The organism is Algoriphagus litoralis, assembly GCF_003259255.1.
In the GTDB taxonomy this organism is placed as follows: domain Bacteria; phylum Bacteroidota; class Bacteroidia; order Cytophagales; family Cyclobacteriaceae; genus Algoriphagus; species Algoriphagus litoralis.
In genome coordinates this window covers 249,626-269,556 of sequence record NZ_QGOL01000009.1, presented here as the reverse complement: position 1 = coordinate 269,556, position 19,931 = coordinate 249,626, and the positions used below count along the sequence as shown (strand labels likewise).

Here is a 19,931-nt window from a genome sequence, read left to right as displayed (position 1 = left end):
CTTGGAAAGCTTTCCTACCAAGTCTCAAAAAATGCGGCCAAAAGGATTCTACTATTAAAATGTGGGCGGATTTCAGCCGATTTGCCAATGGATTGAGTCAGCAGTTCAAAGGCATCATTCAGGAAAAAAACATTTTCTTGAACAAAAGCAGAAAAGTTTACACTATGGTCCCCAAAAGTTACTCCAAAACCTGAATTTAAGATCTGATGTACTTTTGGGCTTTCATCCAAACTTATTGAGCTGGAATGATTCTCAGTGGACTGATAATCAGGAACGGGATGAAAAAAACAGGCAAGTGAAACACCTGAAATCCAACTCAGAAATAAAATTGAAAATATCACCTGCTTTTTCATGGATTTCAAAATGCTGCACAAATGTAGGACAATTGTAAGTCGAATTGGAACCCATCTGAAAACATTGTAAAAAAAGACTTCAGACTATTTCTTTGATACTTATTCTGAACCCGAGTTTTGAAAAAATTAATATGGGATTAAAACTTTTCAACTTTAGAATGCCTAATTTGAATTAACCAAAACCCAATAAAAATGCTGGATAAACTATTAAAAATGGCTGAAGGACCCTTGCAGGAAGCATTGGCCAAATCAGGAGCTAATGCAGGACCAGGTGCAGCGAGTGCCATAGAAGACATTATGGGATCTCTTCTCCAAAAGCAGGCAAAATCCGGAAATACAGAAGCAGTGAAAGAAATGTTTTCCGGAAGGGAAACTCCTGCCAACAGTGCGGTGGTCAATAACTTATCAGGCGATCTGTCAAATGGACTGATAGAAAAATTGGGGATCGACTCCCAGCAGGCGATGAGCATGGCAGCAGCAGCCCTTCCACTTTTAATGAATTTCTTCAATAAAAAAGTAAACGACGCACCTCAGGACAATGAAGATATCATGTCTTCCATCGCCAAATCCCTTCAGGGAGAAGGTACCGGCGGAGGATTGGAATCGATCATGGGAAGTCTTCTAGGTGGCGGAACTAAAGGGGATGGTTTTGATCTGGGTGGATTGATGAATATGGGAAAAGGTCTATTTAAATAGGAATTAGTTCTCCGCTTTAGACAAAAATTTGCCTATCATTAGTTTACAGTTTTCAATACAATACAAATGGATTAAATTTTACTACATTTTAAAAATCAAACGTATGAATGCTTCTAAATTTCTCTCTGCCTTTTTGATCATGTTTTTGATGGCCTTTGCTGCACATGCTCAGATCCCCAAACTCCCCACAGGCGACATTTCAAAGCAAGTTTTAGGGATTTTGGACAATACCAACGGCCTCAATCTCTCCGGAGATCAAACAACTAAACTCAAAAGCAACAACAAGTCATTTGTAGATCAATTGTTTAAAATCACTTCAGGCACCGATTCGGAAGACAAGAAAAAATCAAGTATTCTAAATCTTAAAAATAGCAGAACGAAGTTTCTGACTGACTTACTTGGAAGTGATCTAGCCAACAAGTATTTGGGAAATGTTCTGAAAGGAATCAATCCGCTCAAATCCAAATTAGGACTCGCCGCGCTTGCATTCTGACGTCTTTTTGATTCACTTTGAAGCCTTGGAACATTTCCAGGGCTTTTTATTTGCCTCAAATTCATGAGAAAACTCCTCAGCTTCCTCCTCCTCTCCCTTTGTTTTTCCTGCTCAAAACCAAAAGGCAACATTGAATTTTGGCTGACTGATCCCCAAGCTAATATCCTGCTTCAAAAGCAAATTAATTCAGAACCAAATTCGGAAACGGAGCTGCAATTAATCGTCGATGCTGAAACCAGCTTCCAGCTTATGGATGGATTTGGATTTACCCTGAGTCAAGGGAGTGCCAAACATCTTCTGGAGATGAGTGACTCGGCAAGGGCTGCTTTGTTGGGAGAACTGTTTGGTAAAAATGATACTGACATTCGCATTTCCTATCTCAGGCTGGCAGTAGCCGCTTCTGACCTGAACGAATTTCCATTTTCGTACAATGACCTTGCTGATTCTTTGGCCACTGACCCAGCATTGGAAAACTTCAGTCTGAGTTACGACACTTTGGATGTAATTCCGGTTTTGAAGCAGATTCTTATCATCAATCCAGACCTCAAATTGATGGCTTCTCCCTGGTCACCGCCCAAATGGATGAAGGATTCTAAAGATACCCGAGGAGGATCACTATTGGAAGAATTTGAAGGTGTTTATGCCTGCTATTTGGTGAATTACATCAAAGCAATGAAAGCAGAAGGTATTGAGATCGATGCCTTGACCATTCAGAATGAACCCCTTCATCCTGGAAATAATCCATCACTTTTGATGCTTCCTGAGCAGCAGGCCAGATTCATAGGCGTCCATTTGGGTCCCGCTTTCGCAGAAAATGACATCAAAACAAAAATCCTGATTTACGATCACAATGCCGACCGACCGGATTATCCGATTACAGTGCTCTCTGATTCCTTGGCAAATCCATTTATTGATGGGTCGGCCTTCCACCTCTATGGAGGAGAAATCGATGCACTGTCTGAAGTGCACCAGGCATTTCCGGACAAGAACATATATTTCACTGAGCAGTGGATCGGAGCGCCGGGAAGTTTGAAAGGGGACATGCCCTGGCATATCAAAAACCTGATTATCGGTGCTTCCCGCAATTGGGCCAAGACGGTTTTGGAATGGAATCTGACCTCCAATCCCGAACTTACCCCATTCACTGATCGTGGCGGATGCAGCCAATGCCTTGGCGCTGTGACCGTCGATGGGGATTCAGTATCCCGAAATCCAGCGTATTACGTCATAGCACATGCAAGTAAATTTGTAGACCCGGGATCGGCAAGGATAGATAGCAACCTATTTGAAGGTCTTCCTAATGTAGTTTTCCTTAGGCCTGACGGCAAAAAAGTCCTTATCGCACTCAATGACGCCAAAAATCCGATCAGCTTCCAAATCGTAGATAAGGAAAAGATCTTCCTAGCAGAACTCAATCCTGGAGCGACGGGAACTTGGATTTGGTAGGAAGATTTATTTGAAGCTAGTGGTTTTTACCACGAAGTTCGCCAAGGAACGCAAGGGTTTTTTACCAAAGCTGAATGGGTAAAAAGGAGGTTGGAGGCCAAGTGGTTCAAGACTTCCGTCTTGGACTCACGATTATGCGGTCTTCAGATTAACCTCCCGGTAAGGAAGCTTTTCAAACTCTTTCGATCAAGCAGTCAAAAACTGCATTTTGATAAACACAAGCCTGCCTGACGGCAAGACAGGTCTGAAGACTTGCGAAAAATTCACCTCAACGCCAACTTGTAAACGCTTCGCGACTTTGTGCCTTTGCGGGAAAACCCTCTGCGCACGCTCATTTAACCTTCGTGAACTCCTTGGTGAAAAATTTAAAAAGAAATCTTCGGTTCCAGCCACATCAAACCCAAACTCAGCATCATTCCAATCAACCAAACCCAATTGGAAATTTTCGCATAGAAAGAACCTAGAGTAGCCTCACTTTCTGCAGATTCAAAAGTCATAGGTGTCAATAAAGCCGAAGCATGCAGACTTGGCAATTCCCCTTTTCCATAAACATAGACTGAAAAGTCATCCCGAAAATCAACCCAGCCAGCGGAATCTGACTGGAAATCTCCTTTTGCCAAAAAAGGATTAATCAATGCCCTGACCAGATTCATAGAATCCGACTGGCTGTAAATCCACTCCGGAATACTGTCTGATTTATTCAATTGGATTTCTGTAGAAAAACCGGACAAGACCGGCGCTGTAAATTTCCAAGATTGTGGTTCGGAAGGTTCCAAGGCACCAAAAAGTTCTCCCCAAATGGTTTCATAGCCTGTTTCATCTCCCTTAAGAAACTTAGGAAATGTAGCCGCATAGAGGCTGATTGCGATCTGAACATCCCCTGTCCGCTGAACAGCGATGGCATCTGCTCCAAATAATTTTTGCCTGGGCTTTTCTACCCACCTAAAGGGGGCAACTTCCAGTTGATTTTCAAGGATTCTGCTTTCATTTTGTTCAGTTCGCTGCAATTGAAAATCCGTTCCAAACAGGCGGTTGATTTGATTTACTGTTTCTTCGGGTTTGTTCAGGTTCATAATTACCAATGCACCCTCTGACGTTTTTACCCAATCCTGAACTTCCTTCAACTCCAATTGCTGCGGATCAATCAGTCGAATTTGCAGTGAATCGGAATTAGCATTTCCACCTTCCAAAACAGTTGCCCGGGAAAGTTGGATCTCCTGACTTACTGTTTCACCTTTGCTCTCCAGCCATTGACTCAGCACCCGCACTTCCTGCCCGGGAAATGAAAACTGAAAATGGTATTTTTTGGGAACAGCCGGACCGACAAAATATCTCAAAATTGCCAGAGAATCACCATCCACCAGAAGCGGAATCTCAACCTTCCCTTGCCCAGCGGTTTGAAATTCGAGTTCGCCAGCATTCCAACCCTTGGCCAGAATGATTTTGGACAGTTCGATTTCACCTTGTTGCAAATTGAGCTTTGCACTGTCTTTTTCAGAAAAAATACGGTACTGCAGTCTTTGCTTCTCCCCTTTCCTGACATAGCCTTTCCATGCTAAATCGCTGATTTGTTGATCATTTTCAGGCAAAATCCAGTTGAGATTTTGATTTCGAACTGGGTAAAGTGATTCCTTAGAAAAATATTCTCCCAATAAAAACACTTGCTGACCAGACTCCTGATAATCATCAATTGAAACTGCTTTTTTGATCTCCAAACTATCCTGCCAAAACCGAATTAACTCGCGGTCAACTTCATCCGAAAAAACCAAAACTGAGTCATCATCTTCGGAAACAAGTCTGCTCGGCTGAAGGAGAAAAAGCCCGAAAAACAACAAAAACAGGGATAGCAATCCTGATTTGATCCAGATTTTCCCAGATGCAATTCCACTTTTTAATTGAAAAAGAATAGGAATTCCACCAGCCAAAGCTGTTAATACCAAAATCCCGATCAGCATCGGCAGAGAAGTCATGGGATTAAATTCCATCATTGTATTTTCCTCCGAAATGAGTCTTTCAATGAATTTGGAGACAAATAGGACGCACCGGTCTGCTTATAGCTGCCTGCAAAAGGATAAAGTTTTTCTCTCAACTCATTTCTTCCACGTTGGTCCAATTTCCCTGATTCAAGTTCCTGCAAATGCAAAAGCAATTTCAAATCGTTCAGCCCGGTGTATTCCATGCGTCGACTCCAGATTTCTCCGAGTTCGTGCACAGTTTGTCTATCGCTTACTGTCAGTTCAGATCTGAGAAGCATTCCCAAAACCTCTGATGCTAGCGGTTCGATTTGCTTTTCCAATTCGACCAACTCTTTTTGCAAACGGGCATCCAAGTCCTTTAATTCACCTGTGAGTCGCTTTTCAGTTTCCTTGATTGGAGGGGGATCGTAGCCCGTCCGCTTCACGTAGACCCGTGATTTTTGTTGTACTGTTTTCAGTAGTTCCAGTGCCTTGTACTGAAAAGGAAGTGACTTTTCAGGTTCGAAAAGCCGCAAATACAGCTCTGCCTGCCACATTTGCTCCAAAGCTCCTTTCAGCGCTCCTTTGGTGGACTGCTCAAAATACGTGTTGACTTCCTCTGAATCATGCGCATGCATGTACTCACTCAGTAAACTTTCAATCCCTCCCCCTGATGAGGAAGTTTCTGCGGGCTGTTCCTCTTCATGCGAATGGCCTTCATGCGACTCTACTACCACTACTTCATTTTCCCCTTCCTGATCGTGCAAATGCATATATCCGATGAGTAGATCGCCACCTTCTTCTGTTGTCCCACCGCCAGCATCCGATTCAAATTCCTCGCCCATGTATTGCCCATAGCGAAGCCGAAGAAGCTTCTGATCGTATCCGATTTCATTCGAGGTGAACCCGAATTCTTTCTCGGTTTTCTTCGATTTTTCGGCTATTAGTTTTTCAGTATCAATGATAATTTGACGCTGACTACGAAAATACTCCGGAAGAAACTGGACCACCATGCCTTCTAAAGCAGCATCGCTTTGGTCATTTTCGTCGACGAATTTGATGAAATAGGTGTCCGTGCGGGAAAGGTTGGCCTCAGGTTCTTTGTTATCTTCAGCGGCCCAGTAGTAATAGAGTTCGTCACCGGGTTGGAAATCCAAGGCCTTGAAATCAAGTTTGTAGTTTGCTTCTTTCTCTCTGAAAGCTTGGGTCAAAACAGGAAATCGTGTTTCACGAAACTTCACATTTTCGCCTTTTCCTCTTGCCAATGTAGCTACCAAATAGACCTCATTTACCTGAAAATCATCGCTGATCTTTGCCTTTAGATTTAGAAAAGAAGCATTTTTCTGAAAATGATATCGGTAGATTTCTTTTTCTTCAGGAATGATTTGAGGACTTTGATCCGATATTGCCTCGAGTGTGTAAAAGTCACTTTCAAATACCTGTACGCTATCGCGAAAGGCATGGATCGAGTAAATTCCTGAATTACTCAGTTCTTCCGAAAGTTCGAATCCTCGGTCATTTTGAGAAAAGGAGAGCTTCTCGCCAGTGGAATTCACGAGAAAAACTTCCAATACGGAATCGCCTGAAAAATCAATTTCCCAAGTCAATCGCGAACCTTTGATTGCTTTGGCTTCTAATTCTTGCTGGACGGATTTAGGGATTTTGGTATAAGGTGGTGGCTGAATAGTCAATTGAGTTTGGCTAAAGTTCACTACCTGAATAGCTTCTGTCAGAGCGACTGTTTCAGCCAATTCAAATTGATCTTCAGGATTGTTCACAGATTTAGAAAAATCAAGAAATCCAGATCCGAAGTAAACCAAAACCAAGAATCCAAAGCCCAAAACATACGGAACCAATCCCCGCTGAATCACCCATATCTTAGGTGGAATTCGGTCCGAAATTCGTTCAAGTTGAAGTTGGTCTGCAATGCTGAAAGCTGGTTTATTTAGGAGTTCGAGGCTGAATTCTAAACCTTTCACTTCCTGATGCAAAAGCTGAACAGCCAATTTTCGCTGATTTTGGAATGCTCCAAAAAACCAAGCAAAAACGAAGGTGCCCGTAAGAAAAAGTCCTAAAGCAATCCACAATTGAATTCCAAAGACCCAAGCCAAAAACCCAAGAAATGTCCCCAACACCAAAGCTTTTGCCAAGGCATTCAGCTGCAATTGCAACTCTAGAGACCGTATGGATTGCTTGAGTTTATTCACAGATTTAGTCGGTAAGCGTAATAGCGTTCTACGCCGTAAAGGATCAGGAAAAGCACCAAAAGAAGAACCGCAGAATTTGGCAATATGGCCATCTTTGATTCAGGAATTTGGACAAATCGTTGTTCCAGTTGATTGATTGTTAACCTTTTTTCCAAGGGTTGAATCCCTAGAAAGTCAACCATTGGTTCTAAGATTAATTCCGGGAGAAGACCTTTTTCGATCACTTCCGCCCAGGTCAAACCTGCCTGATTTTCTAGATTTATTACATTTTGTGGTAAAATCCGATCTTCTGACTCCAAAAGTAAATAGAGTTTTTTCTTGGAAAGAATTTCAGGAATTTGATCGGTTAGCACCAATTTTCCTCCTTCCGAAACTTCGGAAAAAGACAATCCATGAACATCTTCAATCGCTTCAAACGCGGCCATTATTTCATCTCGTTTCTCTAGATTTTCCAAAGAAAAACTATAATCAATTGGTCCTGAAAATACCAGATCTGCATTTCGATCCGCCGAGTCTAATTGAAGCAAGCCCAATTCATTCACGGAAAGAAATCGCATCGAATCCACTCCAATTCTGGCTTTCGAAAAACTCCTTTTATCCAGAGTGGAAACGTGAAAAATGGGGATACTAGGCACAAATAGTGCATTTGAACCGAAGTCATTTTCTAAACCTGAAGAATAAATGTGAAGCGAATCCAAATGCCTTGGTAGCAAATCAAAGGCTTTTTGAAAATCATACTCTTTTGGATTTTCCTCAGGAATTTGTTCAGCCTCATATTCTGGCAATCCTTCAGCCAACCAAAAAACTTGCTCTCCTTTTTCTAAAGCCTGTTCAATTTCAAAGCGAAATTCAGCTTCCACTTCGGGATTTGGAAGTACAAGATGAATAGTGGCTTTTGATTCATTTTTTTCCAAAAAATCAAACCACAATCCCACTGCAAGCAAGATCAAAATACAAAAGATCAAAATCCGAAGCATCGAAAGAAGCAAATGCTCCAGCTTAAAGGACCGACTGGATTGTGATTCCTGAGCATTCAACCAGTTCATAGCAGCCCAGTCCAAGACTTTCCCCCGACGTCCATTCCAAAGATGAATGAGTATCGGAATGGATATTCCGGCTAATCCCCAAAAGTAAATTGGCTGCAAGAACTCCATTAGGACAGTTTTTTAAGATTCAAAATCTTCCGAGCAAGCGTCGCCAGTGGTGTCTGAATTGATTCGCGCAATAGATGAACTTGAGGTTGCTGGAACCTTGCATCCAAATGATCCAAATAGGATTGGAAGTTCTTCTTGAACTCGGATTTCAAAGCCTGCCCGTCTCTCACCATTTCTCTACCAGTTTCCAAGTCTCTGAAAATGAGATTTCCTTGAAGATTGAAGTCAAGTTCTTGTTCACCCAAAAGCTGAACAAGCATGAGTTCTTTTCGAGGGTGACGGAATTTTTCCACGAGATTTTCCCACTCTTCATTTTTCTGAAGAAAATCAGATACCCATACGATCAATTCCCTATTTCGGTCCATCGGCAACGCAGGCTGAGGCGAATCCAAAGGCCAAGTCCCTGACGCTTTTTCCAGTTCCAAATGATACAAAATCCGCTGAAAGCTCTTGGGAGTTGGAGCGACTTTTTGGGTGAACTCCCCTTCTTTCAAGGTATAATAGCTCAAGGAATCGCCTTGTAAATAGGCCAAATAAGCCAGAGATGCCAAGAGATTTTTCGCATAATCCAGTCTTGAATAGTCATTTTCAGCATAATTCATTGATCCGGACAAATCCAAAATCAAACTGATGTGCAGATTACTTTCGGTGGTAGATTCCTTGACCATGTACTTTCCGGAACGGGAAAAATACTTCCAGTCTATCCGCTTGAGATCATCACCCGGTCGATAATGCCGGTATTGCTCAAACTCACTCCCCACTCCTACACGGATGCCCGAATGGATGCCTTGCCGCAGCTGTTCGCTGACGAGCTTGGCAGAAAGGCGCAAGTCATTAAGCTTGATGATCTCCAGATTACTTGGCATGAACCGGAACTTGTTCGACTAGTTTTGAAATGATGAAATCGGTATCAATTTGCTCCGCTTCAGCTTTGAAGTGAAGCGAAATCCGGTGTCTAAGCACAGGAAAAGCTAAGCTTTTAATATCCTCAGGAATTACCGAATAGCGTCCTTTGAGTATTGCCCGAGCTTTGGCACAGAGGATCAAAGACTGACCAGCACGGGTTCCAGCACCCCATTCTACATAAGATTTTACTTCTGGAACAGTTGAGTTTTCCAACCGAGTCGCTCGAATCAATCGAGTGATGTAAGACAACAGCGCTGAATCCAAATGAACTTCACGCGTCAGTTGCTGTAGTTGGATGATTTCCCCAGCAGAAATGATTTTATTGATCTCCGGTTTGTAGATTCCTGTGGTTTTTTCGAGGACTTCCAGCTCTTCCTGCTCGCTGGGATATCCCAGTTTGATATAGAGTAAAAAGCGGTCTAACTGAGCCTCCGGAAGTGGATAAGTACCGCTTTGCTCGATCGGGTTTTGCGTAGCGATGATCAAAAATGGATTAGGCAAGGCGTAATTTTTACCTCCATAAGTGACCATTTTTTCCTGCATAGCTTCCAGAAGCGCAGCCTGGGTTTTGGGCGGAGTTCGGTTGATTTCGTCAGCCAAGACCATATTTGCAAAAATTGGCCCTTGCGAAAACTGGAAAAACTTCTTTCCGGTGCTGTGATCCTCTTCCAGAATCTCCGTACCGATAATATCTCCGGGCATTAGATCCGGAGTAAACTGAATCCGCTTAAAAGACATTTCCATCACTTCAGAAATGGTCTTCACCATCAGTGTTTTTGCCAATCCAGGAACTCCTTCGAGCAGGCAGTGCCCACCAGCAAGTAAGGTTATGATCACCTCGTCCAGTACTTCTTCTTGACCGACGATGACCTTGGCAATTTCTTTTTTCAGCTTGGGAAGCTTATCTACCAGATTTTGGTAGTGTTTTAGGTCAGTTTCCAATAGGTTTTAGGTTAAAGCATACACCACGATATTTACACCAAATCGGGTGTTGTCAATTTTTAGAAATCGCTTATTTCGAAAGTCGTAATCCCATTCGCAACCGTAATCTTTGTTGCTGTAGAGGACTCCGATTCGACCGTTGATCTCAATGGCTTTGAGATAATCATGAACAAGGTCATCTCCCCACCCATTCAATTCAAAGGAAGTCGCAGGAGGTCCGTCTTCAAACTCGAAGAAACAGCGGTAAATCCAGTGGTCATTGGGAATTTTTTGAAGCGCATCCTGGCCAAAAGTCCGACTCATTTCTTCCTCGAAGGACTTGGCAAAAAGACCGTCAATGTCATGATTGCAGTCGTCTACAAACACAAACCCACCCTGCTCGACATAGGTTTTGAAATTTTTCCGTTCTTCCTGAGAAAACTCCACCAACTTATGTCCACTGAGGTAGCAAAAAGGACTTTTAAAGATTTCCTCACTGCTGAGTTCGACGATCTTTTCCTTTTCATCCACCGGAATCGTAGTATACTCGACCAGGCTATTGAGAAGATTGGAAGGCATGCGCTGATCCGTATCCCAATTGCCGGAGTTGTACTTGAGGCGAGTGAAGAAGAAGGTTGAAGTTTTCAGTTGGCAGTCGCAGTTTACAGTGATCAGTTTACAGTTGGCAGTCGCAGTTTGCAGAGATTAGTCGAAGTGTGATCTGTCTAAATAGAAAATTTGCAGACACATTTGTAATGCTGAGCACTTTACCAACGAGAGTTGGGAAGTTCGAAGCTTTGTTAATTAAATAACAGTGGAATCACACTTCGAACTTCCAGACTCACGTCTGTAAGGTACTCAGGGTGACACACCCAACATTCGAGTAAATAATTATTTGAATAAATGATCAGTTAGCAGTATCAAAACTGCCAACTGACCACACAATACTGCCCACTGAATTAAACAGCGTCCGACAAACTGGTAAACGTAAAGTCTCGGATTTTCATCGGAGGGACCATATTCCCGCTGGTCCGTTCAGGTTTGCCCATTGCTTCAATGTTATTGAGCATGATGATTGGACTTTCGTTGAAGCGGAAGTTTTTCACCGGGAATTTGATTTTACCGTCTTCGATGTAGAAAGTACCGTCTCGGGTTAAGCCTGTATAGAGCAAAGTCTGCGGATCTACTGCCCGGATATACCAGAATCTAGTGACCAAAACTCCCCGTTCCGTATTTCGGATCATATCAGCTAATGATTGATCTCCACCCTCGAAAATAAATCCTTGAGGTCTAGGAACTGGTTGTACACCTTGCTTTTCTGCCCAATAGCGGGAATAGAACATGTTTTTAACGACACCGTTCTCTACCCAGGTGGTTTTCTCCAATGGAAAACCTTCGCCCGACCAAGGTGCCGATGGAATCTCAGGATGTGCCGGATCAGAATAGATGGTCACCCGCTCGTCGAATAGCTTTTCCCCGATTTTGGTTCCACCCCCCTTTTTGCTCAAGAAACTTCTTCCCTCGTCAGCACTTCGAGCATCCATACCTGAAGCAAGTAGTCTCAGCAAATCATTTGCAGCCATTGGCTCTAGGATCACTGTATATTTTCCAGGCTCAATCGCCTGTGCATTGACAGAGGCCATTGCTTTTTGCGCAGCGACATTGGTCACTTCACCTGCTTTGAGTAAGCCAGCATCGTTGAAGTCGCGACCTGCGTAGCCTGAACCTGTTCCATCAGCGGAACGAACAGTCACCGTGAAATCAACTGAAGTGCTTTGATTGTAGCCAAAAAGCCCTTTGCTGTTGCCAGTAGCCACAAATCCGGAGAAGTCCTCCAAATACCCTGCAGCAGTCAGATTGTTTTCTACACAGGGCTTGATGCTGTCCACTGCCAATTGAGCTCTATAATCGGGGTTGATGGAGTCGGTAGCCTTGGCAAAAGTCTTGGATGCACCATAGTTTTGAGGACCGAGCATCGGCATATATTCTGGATTTTCGGGAGCCAAGGCAGCTATTTCTTCTGCACGTGCCACTGCTCTTTTCAAAGACTCATCATCCAGTTCATTGATGCTGGTAGAGCCTGATTTTTTTCCATATACAGAAGTGATGCTGAGACTGATCTCATTCGTTTCACCGCTGGTATTTACTGTATTTCTAGCGTAGCGAATATTGCCTGTGCGTCCACCACGGATCGAAACCTCGGTTTCATCGGCTTTTGCATAGGACAAAACTTTATCAATAATCGCTTTAGCCTCTTCTTGAGTTAGTATAGCCATAGTAATGATGTTCAGAATTAAATGTTTCTACCTGTATTGATGACATTGACTCCGTCGAAACGGGTAGTTGGGCTACCGTGAGAAACTGCGGAAACCTGAGATGGCTGACCTTTTCCGTCAAAGAAAGACCCAAACAATCGGTAGTCGTCTTTGTCACAAACAGCTGAGCAGCTGTTCCAAAATTCCTGAGTATTGGACTGATAGGCCACGTCTTCGAGCATTCCGGCGATTTCTCCGTTTTTGATTTCGTAGAAAAGCTGACCACCAAATTGGAAATTATACCGCTGCTGATCGATAGAATATGAACCACGACCGATGATGTAGATTCCTTTTTCGATGTCTTTGATCATGTCGTGTGGACTCATTTTCTCTTCGCCTGGTTTCAGAGAAACGTTTGGCATACGCTGAAACTGAACCGAAGACCAATTGTCTGCAAAGCAGCAACCGTGCGATTCTTTCTCGTCGATGATTTTAGCCTGATCACGGATCGCCTGGTAATTCACTAAGACACCATTCTTAATCAAATCCCACTCTTTGGCTTTCACACCTTCATCATCCCAACCCACGTTTCCAAGGGAATTTGGCTGGATTTTGTCAGCGACAATGTTGACCTTGTCCGAACCGTATTTGAAATCACCTGATTTCCATTTGTCCAAAGTGGCAAAGCTGGTACCTGCATAATTCGCTTCGTAGCCCAACACGCGGTCGAGCTCAAGCGGGTGACCTACTGACTCGTGAATGGTCAATCCCAAGTGATCAGGATCCAGCATCAAGTCATATTTGCCTGGAAGAACAGACTTGGCAGTCAGTTTTTCTTTGGCATGTTTCGCAGCAGCGACAGCGTCTTCGACCATATCATAGCTATTTTTATAGCTATTGAATCCGGCTGGATTCATGAATTTTTCAGATGCGATTCCATCTAAGTATTCATATCCCATACCCATGGGAGCACTGAGCGCCTGACGGGAGCGGAATACTCCCTCTTGTCTGTTGACGGCCGTGACGGTAAAGTTTGGCCAGATCCTGTGAATGTCCTGATCAATGTATGAACCATCGGTGGATGCAAAATACTTCTGCTCGTTGACCATAAATAAGGCCGAATTGACAAAGGCCGCACCGTTATCCAAGGCGGCATTATTCACAGAAAGCAATAGGTCAATTTTGTCTTTGACCGGCACTTCCATGGCATTTTTCTTGATCGGCGTCTTCCAGCTCACCTCGCCGTACGACTCCACAGGAGCTAGGACTACTGGCTCGCTTTGTAATTTGGAATTGGCCTTGGCGATTGCTACGGCAGTCTCCGCGCATTTTTTGATCCCATCAGGAGTCACGTCGGAAGTAGCGGAAAAGCCCCAGGTACCGTTGGCAATGACACGGATACCTACGCCAAAGGACTCTGCATTGGTGATTCCCTGCACATTTTTCTCTCGGGTGAAAAGAAACTGCTGCAGGTAACGACCGATTCTTACATCGGTGTAAGTGGCACCAAGGGATTTGGTCGTATTTAGTGCCACATCCGCAAGGAGTTTTTTGGCGGCGGCATCCATCCCCGGCATGAGCAAGTGCTCAGCAGAGACAGGCTGACTAAAGGCAACCAGACCGGGAGTCATCATCGCTCCCAATCCAAGCCCTGAAAGGTGGATAAAATCTCTTCTGTTCAATGGATCGCTTGTTTAATGGTTAGTTTATTTTCTATATGCTTTAAATGTAATCCTATTCTTCACGGGATTCAATGGGATTGTTACAATGGTGGTAAATGGGTTTAATTGGTGGGGAAAATTCAGTTTGAATCGATAAAACACCGAATCTTGGTTTTCAGAATTTGCAAAACCGGACATTTTTGGATCATTTTCTCCGGGCCTAGGTTAATTGAACCAAAAAACTGTCAAAAGCCTATCAGTCTAAATTAAAAGACCAAAAACTACCTCCCAAACTAAAAGAGTTGAACTGGACTTGGGTTGAATTCGTTGGAAAAGTTCTGGTTTGAGAACATCTCATGCATTTTTAATACCTAATTGTACTACCATGGAAATCAGATTATCTGAAAAAGAACTTCAATTTTTTATAGAAAAAAACGGTGAATCGGAAGTGAAATTTGAAATTACGGGGCTCGATGAATTTCTCGTCCATCATCCCAAGGCCACAGTATCCTGTAGGCTTTTGGAATATACGGCACGAACTTTTGTGATTGGGTATGACTTGGGGTTTTGGAAAAATCTGGCGGTAAACTGGTTTGTCAAACTGGAAAAAGAAGGAATAATCTGGGATAAAAAGCAGAAGCGATTTGAAATCGATCCATTTTCGTTTCTTCCTGAGAAAGAAAAGATAGCCACTCAGGAATTTACAATTGAGAAATTATCCTTGGAACCTGGAATGATGGTGGTGCGATTGGGGATTATTCCAAGCTAAAATGAAAAAACCCTCCAAATCTCTTCGGAGGGCTCGTAAATCGTGAATCTAAATTCGTAAATCCTTACACTTTCGGCACATTCCAGCCATTATGATAATTGGCTTTCATCAGCTGATTGGCTTCTGAGTCGGTGAACATATTTTTCCCCGCATCCCAGTAAACTTTCTTTCCAGTCTTGTAAGCAATATTTCCCATTTGGGCGTTGATCGCTGCTACCGAACCGGTTTGAATCGCGCATTTAAGCAGTTTCGGATCATTGGCAGTCATCGCTTCCACGAAGTTGACCGCATGGAGATCCAAAGCAGACGGACCTTGAGGTCGAGTGTGAGGTACCTCTTCCACTTTTGGTTTACGCTGTCCATCCACATTTTCGGTTTCTGGGATTACTTTCCAGCCACCTCGATTGACAACCAAAGTGGAATTGTTTCCAATGAAAGCTATACCTTCTGTAGCTCCGTAGTTTCCTCCATCGATGCCAGTTGCATGTTCCCAAAGCATATTGAAGCCTTCGTATTCATACACCGTCTGAAGCGTGTCCGGAGTTTCAGATGCATCATCCGGATAAGCAAATTTTCCACCGGAAGCCATTACTGATTTGGGAGCACTTACGCCCATAGCAAAAAGCGCAATATCAATCTCATGGACTCCCCAATCGGTCATCAATCCCCCTGCATAATCCCAGAACCATCGGAAATTGAAATGGAATCGGTTGGCATTAAATTCTCTCTTTGGAGCCGGACCTAGCCACATGTCGTAGTCGACACCAGCCGGAGCAGGACCATTTGGCACGACCGGAACCGGCTTCATCCAACCTTGATACGCCCAGCATTTCACCAGACGAATTTGTCCCAGCTTTCCTGATTTGACATATTGAATGGCTTCGTCATATTGCGAACCTGATCGCTGCCACTGCCCTACTTGAACTACTTTTCCATAGCGCTCCTGAGCTTTTACCATGATTTGGCACTCTTCGATGGTATTGGCAATGGGCTTCTCTACATAGACGTGTTTGCCTGCGGAAACTGCATCTACCATATTCAGGCAGTGCCAGTGATCCGGCGTACCGATGATGACCACATCGATATCCTTGTCTTCGAGCAGTTTACGGTAATCCTTGTATTGCTTAGGACGTGTACCTCTGAGTTTGAAAACATCTTCTGTTCGCTGGTCCAGTACACTTTGGTCCACGTCGGCCAAAGCGACACAGTTGACCTGAGGGATTTTAAGGTGGGCGTTCATGTTAGACCAGCCCATCCCTTTGCATCCGATGAGACCGTAATTGATTTGGTCATTAGGGCCGATGCTGCGTGTAAATCTTCCAAAATCAGCTGCAGTAAGCACACTCGGCATGCTCAGCCCAGCCCCTAGGAGCATGGTGTTTTGTATAAATCGTCTTCTGGATGTCATGAGTTGTTATGGGTTAAATGTTGTAGAACTTATACGAGTTACGATTTTAGAATTACGATTTACGAGGTATAAAAGAGCATCAAACCCAAATTACCCGATTAAACTCTTTCTTTTTTCTCACAAAAGTTTGATTTGGAGAAAGAGCTTGACTCAGCTAAAGACCTCGTAAATCGTAATTCGTACTTCGTAAATCAAAGCGGTCTGACCCAAATATTTCTGAATCTTACCGGATTGCCGTGATCTTGCAGTTTGATCGGCAATTCCTCAGGATGCGCTTTGTAGTTGGGGATACCAATGTACTCGGTAGGACCTTTGAGGATCACATTATTTTGTACCAAAACTCCATTGATCAATACGGTAACCGTAGCTGGAGAAGTGACCATTCCATTTTTGTCAAAACGGGGAGCTTTGAAAATTATGTCGTAGTAATTCCACTCACCTGGAGCTCTCAGTGGATTCACCAATGGAGGATGTTGCTTGTAGATACTTCCGGCTTGTCCATTGGTATAGGTTTTACTTTCGTAGGAATCCAAAACCTGAACCTCATACATGCCCATTAGGAAAAACCCTGAATTTCCACGTCCCTGACCTTCACCCACGATCTCCGTTGGAGCAGACCATTCCACGTGGTATTGCGCATCACCAAACGCAAGCTTGGACTGGATGTCACCTTTTCCTTTGGCTACGACCAATTCCCCGTTTTCAATAGTCCACTCAGCAGGTCCATTGCCTTCTTTTGCACTTACGAAACCATTCAGGCTTGTCCCATCGAACAATACAATTGCATCAGATGGAGGTGCAGTGTTGTTTGCGCCAGGAGTGACCTTTGGTGGTACAGGGGTATAAAACTCGGTTGCTTGTGGCGGTAATTTTGGAGGAGTTTGCTCTTGCGCCAGTGTCAGGGAACTTATGGAAAGTCCGAGCGTCAAAAAAGATGCGATACATAATGGCTTGTTCATACAATAGAATATTTTAGGGATGGATTGTTAACCCGATAAATTACAGGAAAAAAGCCGTGAATAGGAAAGCCGCTGATGGATTTTTGCTGGAAATGATACTTTCCTTTTATACTTTTCACAAAATTACCAACCATGAAAAAAAACTTACTCTACCTGATTTTCACCCTTTTTCTGAGCAATCTTGCGGTAGCTCAGGAAGAATACTATTTTCCTGGGGAGAAATTCGATCCCTCCATTCCCTCACCTTCACAGTTTCTGGGATATCCTATCGGTGACTGGCATACGCGGTACGATCTGATTGTAAAGTACTTCGAAAAGCTGGACCAAATCAGTCCAATGGCCCAACTTCAAACCATAGGCTATACCCACGAGCATCGACCGAAAGTCATTCTGACCATAGCTTCGGCAGCAAACATGGGCAATTTGGAGCAAATCAGACAAAAACAAATCCAACTCGCAGATCCTAGCCAACCCAAACCTGATGTGAATGCTATGCCGTCTATCGTTCATCTGGGCTATGGAGTTCATGGCAATGAACCTTCCTCAGCAGAGGCTGCAATGCTGACAGCCTATTGGATCATGGCTAGTCAATCGGACTTGGCAAAGAACCTTCGTGAAAATATGGTCGTCCATATCGACCCTACACTTAATCCTGACGGTCGCGATCGTCACAGTCTTTGGGCAAATTCAAACAAAGGCTTCCCACCTGTCGCGGATCCATTGGATCGGGAACATAATGAGGCTTGGCCAGGAGGCAGAACGAATCATTATTGGTTTGATTTGAATCGGGATTGGTTGCCATTGGCTCATCCCGAATCCCGTGTCAAAGTGGACTGGTATCATCAATGGTATCCAAACGTGACTACAGATTTTCATGAAATGGGGACCAACAGTACGTATTTCTTTGAGCCGACTAAACCCTTTGGTTCCGAAAATCCGGTTGTTCCAAGAAAAAACTACGACGACATCAATCCTCGATTTGCGAAATACTTTGCGAAATACATGGACGAAATCGGAAGCTTGTATTGGACCAAAGAGGTCTTTGACAATAGCTATCCCGGCTATGGATCAACCTATCCTGACATTCATGGAGGTTTAGGCCTTGTTTTTGAAACGGCTAGCTCCAGAGGACATGTGCAAAGTAGTCAGCGGGGTGACATCACTTTTGCTTTCACCATTCGAAACCATGTGGTCAACTCCTTGGCGACCATGGAAGCGGCTTTGGATAATCGAGTTTACATGCATGATTATTTGCGTGAGTTCTTTGAAAGTGCAGTGGCAGAAGGAGGAAAAGACGCTGCAAAAAGCTATGTTTTTGGGGATGAATATGACGAAAGCCGAAACAGGCTTTTTGTACAGTTTCTACTTGACCATAAGATCAAGGTCTATGAAAACTCAGCAGATTTGACTTTAGCTGGTCAGACTTTCAAAAAGGGCAAATCTTGGATCGTACCAACGAATCAGCAGCAGTATAGAATGGTGCGAACCATGTTTGAGTACGAAAAAGAGTTTGCTGATTCGGTCTTTTATGATGCCTCAGCTTGGACGATGGCCGCAGCGTATGGGATGCCATTTTCGACTGCTGCTGCGGCAAAAGCCGGAACTATAGTCTCTGAAGTGTCAGCTCCAAAATTCACTTTCCCGGAAGGAAAAGCATACGCTTATCTGATAGATTGGTCAGATTATTATGCCCCTAAAATGCTTTTTGAAATGCAAAAGGCCGGAATCCATGTGGAAGCAGTACATCGAGCATTCTCTTCCCAAACTCAGGAAGGAAAAGTGGATTTCCCTGCGGGTACACTGATGATCCCGATGGGCTTTCAAAAATTGAAAGCAGAGGAAGTTACTGCTAAACTCAAAGAACTGGCGGCCAAAACAGGACAGAAAGTATATTCCGTTCAAACAGGCCTAAACCTGGCAGGCATTGATTTGGGATCAAATCTGGTATCAGCGCTCCAAATCCCAAAAGTCCTGATGCTAGTCGGGCCCGGAGTAAATTCCAATGAGGCAGGTGAAATCTGGAATCTAATGGATCAACACCTGAGAATGCCGATGACCAAGCTGAATCTGGATCAATTTGGTCGGGTGAACCTTCATGATTACACCACCTTGATCTTGCCTTCGGGAAATTACAATTCGATTTCTGAAGGGCAGGTAAATCATCTGAAAGACTGGATCAGCCGTGGTGGAACAGTAATCGCAATGAAAAGCGCCTCACTTTGGCTCAATCAAAAAGGAATCACCAAAGAGGAAGCAGTCAAACTGGAGGATGAGAAAGATCCTGCTGTCTTGCCTTTTTCTACCAGAAATGATTTTGAAGGAGCAAAAGAGGTCGGAGGCAGTATCTATCTGGCTGAGTTGGACTTAACGCATCCAATAGCTTATGGCTATCATCGCAAAACTCTCCCTGTCTATCGTAACACAGATATTTTTATCAAGCCTTCTTCTGACAAATATTTGACACCAATTAAGTATTCTCCTAATCCTCACTTGGGTGGATATATCTCCAAAACCAACCTGGAAAAGCTGAAGCAAAGTGCTGGTGTTGTGATTTCAGCTTCCGGACAAGGTAGAGTCGTCCATTTCTTCGACAGTCCAAACTTCCGAGGCACATGGTTTGGCACTAACAAACTGTTTTTGAATGCCATTTTCCATGGGGATAAAATGGATTGAGGAATTTCAAGTTTGAGATTTGAAAGTTAAAAAAAAAGCCGCTGAGCGTATGTTCAGCGGCTTTTTATTGATCAT

Annotated in this window: 16 protein-coding genes; 5 read left to right on the top strand and 11 right to left on the bottom strand. The window is 43.6% G+C overall.

Annotated features, from left to right (window positions below):
• Window positions 1-14: 14 nt before the first annotated feature.
• Window positions 15-353, bottom strand: a complete 339-nt coding sequence (locus DK188_RS12665) for a hypothetical protein (RefSeq protein WP_111671193.1) — start codon at window positions 351-353, stop codon at window positions 15-17.
• 192 nt (window positions 354-545) lie between these two features.
• Here DK188_RS12665 and DK188_RS12660 point away from each other — a divergent pair, with 192 nt between their 5' ends.
• The 3 genes from DK188_RS12660 (at window position 546) to DK188_RS12650 (ending at window position 2,988) form a co-directional block, all read left to right on the top strand.
• Window positions 546-1,049 (top strand): DUF937 domain-containing protein, encoded by a 504-nt coding sequence (locus tag DK188_RS12660; protein ID WP_111671192.1) that lies wholly within the window; start codon window positions 546-548, stop codon window positions 1,047-1,049.
• Window positions 1,050-1,152: 103 nt separating this feature from the next.
• Window positions 1,153-1,542 carry a hypothetical protein gene (locus tag DK188_RS12655; RefSeq protein WP_111671191.1) on the top strand — a complete coding sequence of 130 codons (390 nt, stop codon included), beginning with the start codon at window positions 1,153-1,155 and terminating at the stop codon, window positions 1,540-1,542.
• Between the two features lie 63 nt (window positions 1,543-1,605).
• Complete coding sequence (locus DK188_RS12650; protein ID WP_111671190.1) at window positions 1,606-2,988, top strand: glycoside hydrolase family 30 protein; 1,383 nt, start codon at window positions 1,606-1,608, stop codon at window positions 2,986-2,988.
• Window positions 2,989-3,353: 365 nt separating this feature from the next.
• On the opposite strand, the gene DK188_RS12645 is transcribed toward DK188_RS12650, so the two are convergent.
• From DK188_RS12645 to DK188_RS12610, 8 genes are all read right to left on the bottom strand, one after another.
• Window positions 3,354-4,976, bottom strand: coding sequence for a hypothetical protein (locus DK188_RS12645; RefSeq protein WP_111671189.1), 1,623 nt, complete (start codon window positions 4,974-4,976; stop codon window positions 3,354-3,356).
• Window positions 4,973-7,150 carry a hypothetical protein gene (locus DK188_RS12640; RefSeq protein ID WP_111671188.1) on the bottom strand — a complete coding sequence of 726 codons (2,178 nt, stop codon included), beginning with the start codon at window positions 7,148-7,150 and terminating at the stop codon, window positions 4,973-4,975. Before DK188_RS12640 ends, DK188_RS12645 begins: the two co-directional genes overlap by 4 nt.
• The gene (locus DK188_RS12635; RefSeq protein ID WP_111671187.1) at window positions 7,147-8,304 is read right to left on the bottom strand and encodes a BatA domain-containing protein; all 1,158 of its coding nucleotides are present in this window, start codon (window positions 8,302-8,304) and stop codon (window positions 7,147-7,149) included. Before DK188_RS12635 ends, DK188_RS12640 begins: the two co-directional genes overlap by 4 nt.
• The gene (locus DK188_RS12630; RefSeq protein WP_111671186.1) at window positions 8,304-9,170 is read right to left on the bottom strand and encodes a DUF58 domain-containing protein; all 867 of its coding nucleotides are present in this window, start codon (window positions 9,168-9,170) and stop codon (window positions 8,304-8,306) included. The genes DK188_RS12635 and DK188_RS12630 overlap by 1 nt, the downstream gene beginning before the upstream one ends.
• Complete coding sequence (locus DK188_RS12625) at window positions 9,160-10,152, bottom strand: AAA family ATPase (protein ID WP_111671185.1); 993 nt, start codon at window positions 10,150-10,152, stop codon at window positions 9,160-9,162. Before DK188_RS12625 ends, DK188_RS12630 begins: the two co-directional genes overlap by 11 nt.
• A gap of 6 nt (window positions 10,153-10,158) precedes the next feature.
• Window positions 10,159-10,779: a DUF4159 domain-containing protein gene (locus tag DK188_RS12620; RefSeq protein ID WP_111671184.1), complete on the bottom strand. Its 621-nt coding sequence runs from the start codon at window positions 10,777-10,779 to the stop codon at window positions 10,159-10,161.
• Between the two features lie 311 nt (window positions 10,780-11,090).
• Window positions 11,091-12,407 carry a TldD/PmbA family protein gene (locus DK188_RS12615; RefSeq protein WP_111671183.1) on the bottom strand — a complete coding sequence of 439 codons (1,317 nt, stop codon included), beginning with the start codon at window positions 12,405-12,407 and terminating at the stop codon, window positions 11,091-11,093.
• A gap of 17 nt (window positions 12,408-12,424) precedes the next feature.
• Window positions 12,425-14,068, bottom strand: a complete 1,644-nt coding sequence (locus DK188_RS12610; protein ID WP_111671182.1) for a TldD/PmbA family protein — start codon at window positions 14,066-14,068, stop codon at window positions 12,425-12,427.
• 364 nt (window positions 14,069-14,432) lie between these two features.
• Between DK188_RS12610 and DK188_RS12605 the strand changes: the two genes are divergently transcribed.
• Entirely contained in the window at window positions 14,433-14,816 is a 384-nt protein-coding gene (locus tag DK188_RS12605) for a hypothetical protein (RefSeq protein WP_111671181.1), read from the top strand.
• 64 nt (window positions 14,817-14,880) lie between these two features.
• Here the strand turns inward: DK188_RS12605 and DK188_RS12600 are convergent, their stop codons facing one another.
• The gene (locus DK188_RS12600; RefSeq protein WP_111671180.1) at window positions 14,881-16,224 is read right to left on the bottom strand and encodes a Gfo/Idh/MocA family protein; all 1,344 of its coding nucleotides are present in this window, start codon (window positions 16,222-16,224) and stop codon (window positions 14,881-14,883) included.
• A 191-nt stretch (window positions 16,225-16,415) separates the two neighbouring features.
• Window positions 16,416-17,183, bottom strand: coding sequence for a 3-keto-disaccharide hydrolase (locus DK188_RS12595; protein WP_111671179.1), 768 nt, complete (start codon window positions 17,181-17,183; stop codon window positions 16,416-16,418).
• Window positions 17,184-17,315: 132 nt separating this feature from the next.
• Between DK188_RS12595 and DK188_RS12590 the strand changes: the two genes are divergently transcribed.
• On the top strand, window positions 17,316-19,856 hold the full coding sequence (locus tag DK188_RS12590; RefSeq protein WP_111671178.1) for a M14 metallopeptidase family protein: 2,541 nt from the start codon (window positions 17,316-17,318) through the stop codon (window positions 19,854-19,856).
• Window positions 19,857-19,931: the final 75 nt, after the last annotated feature.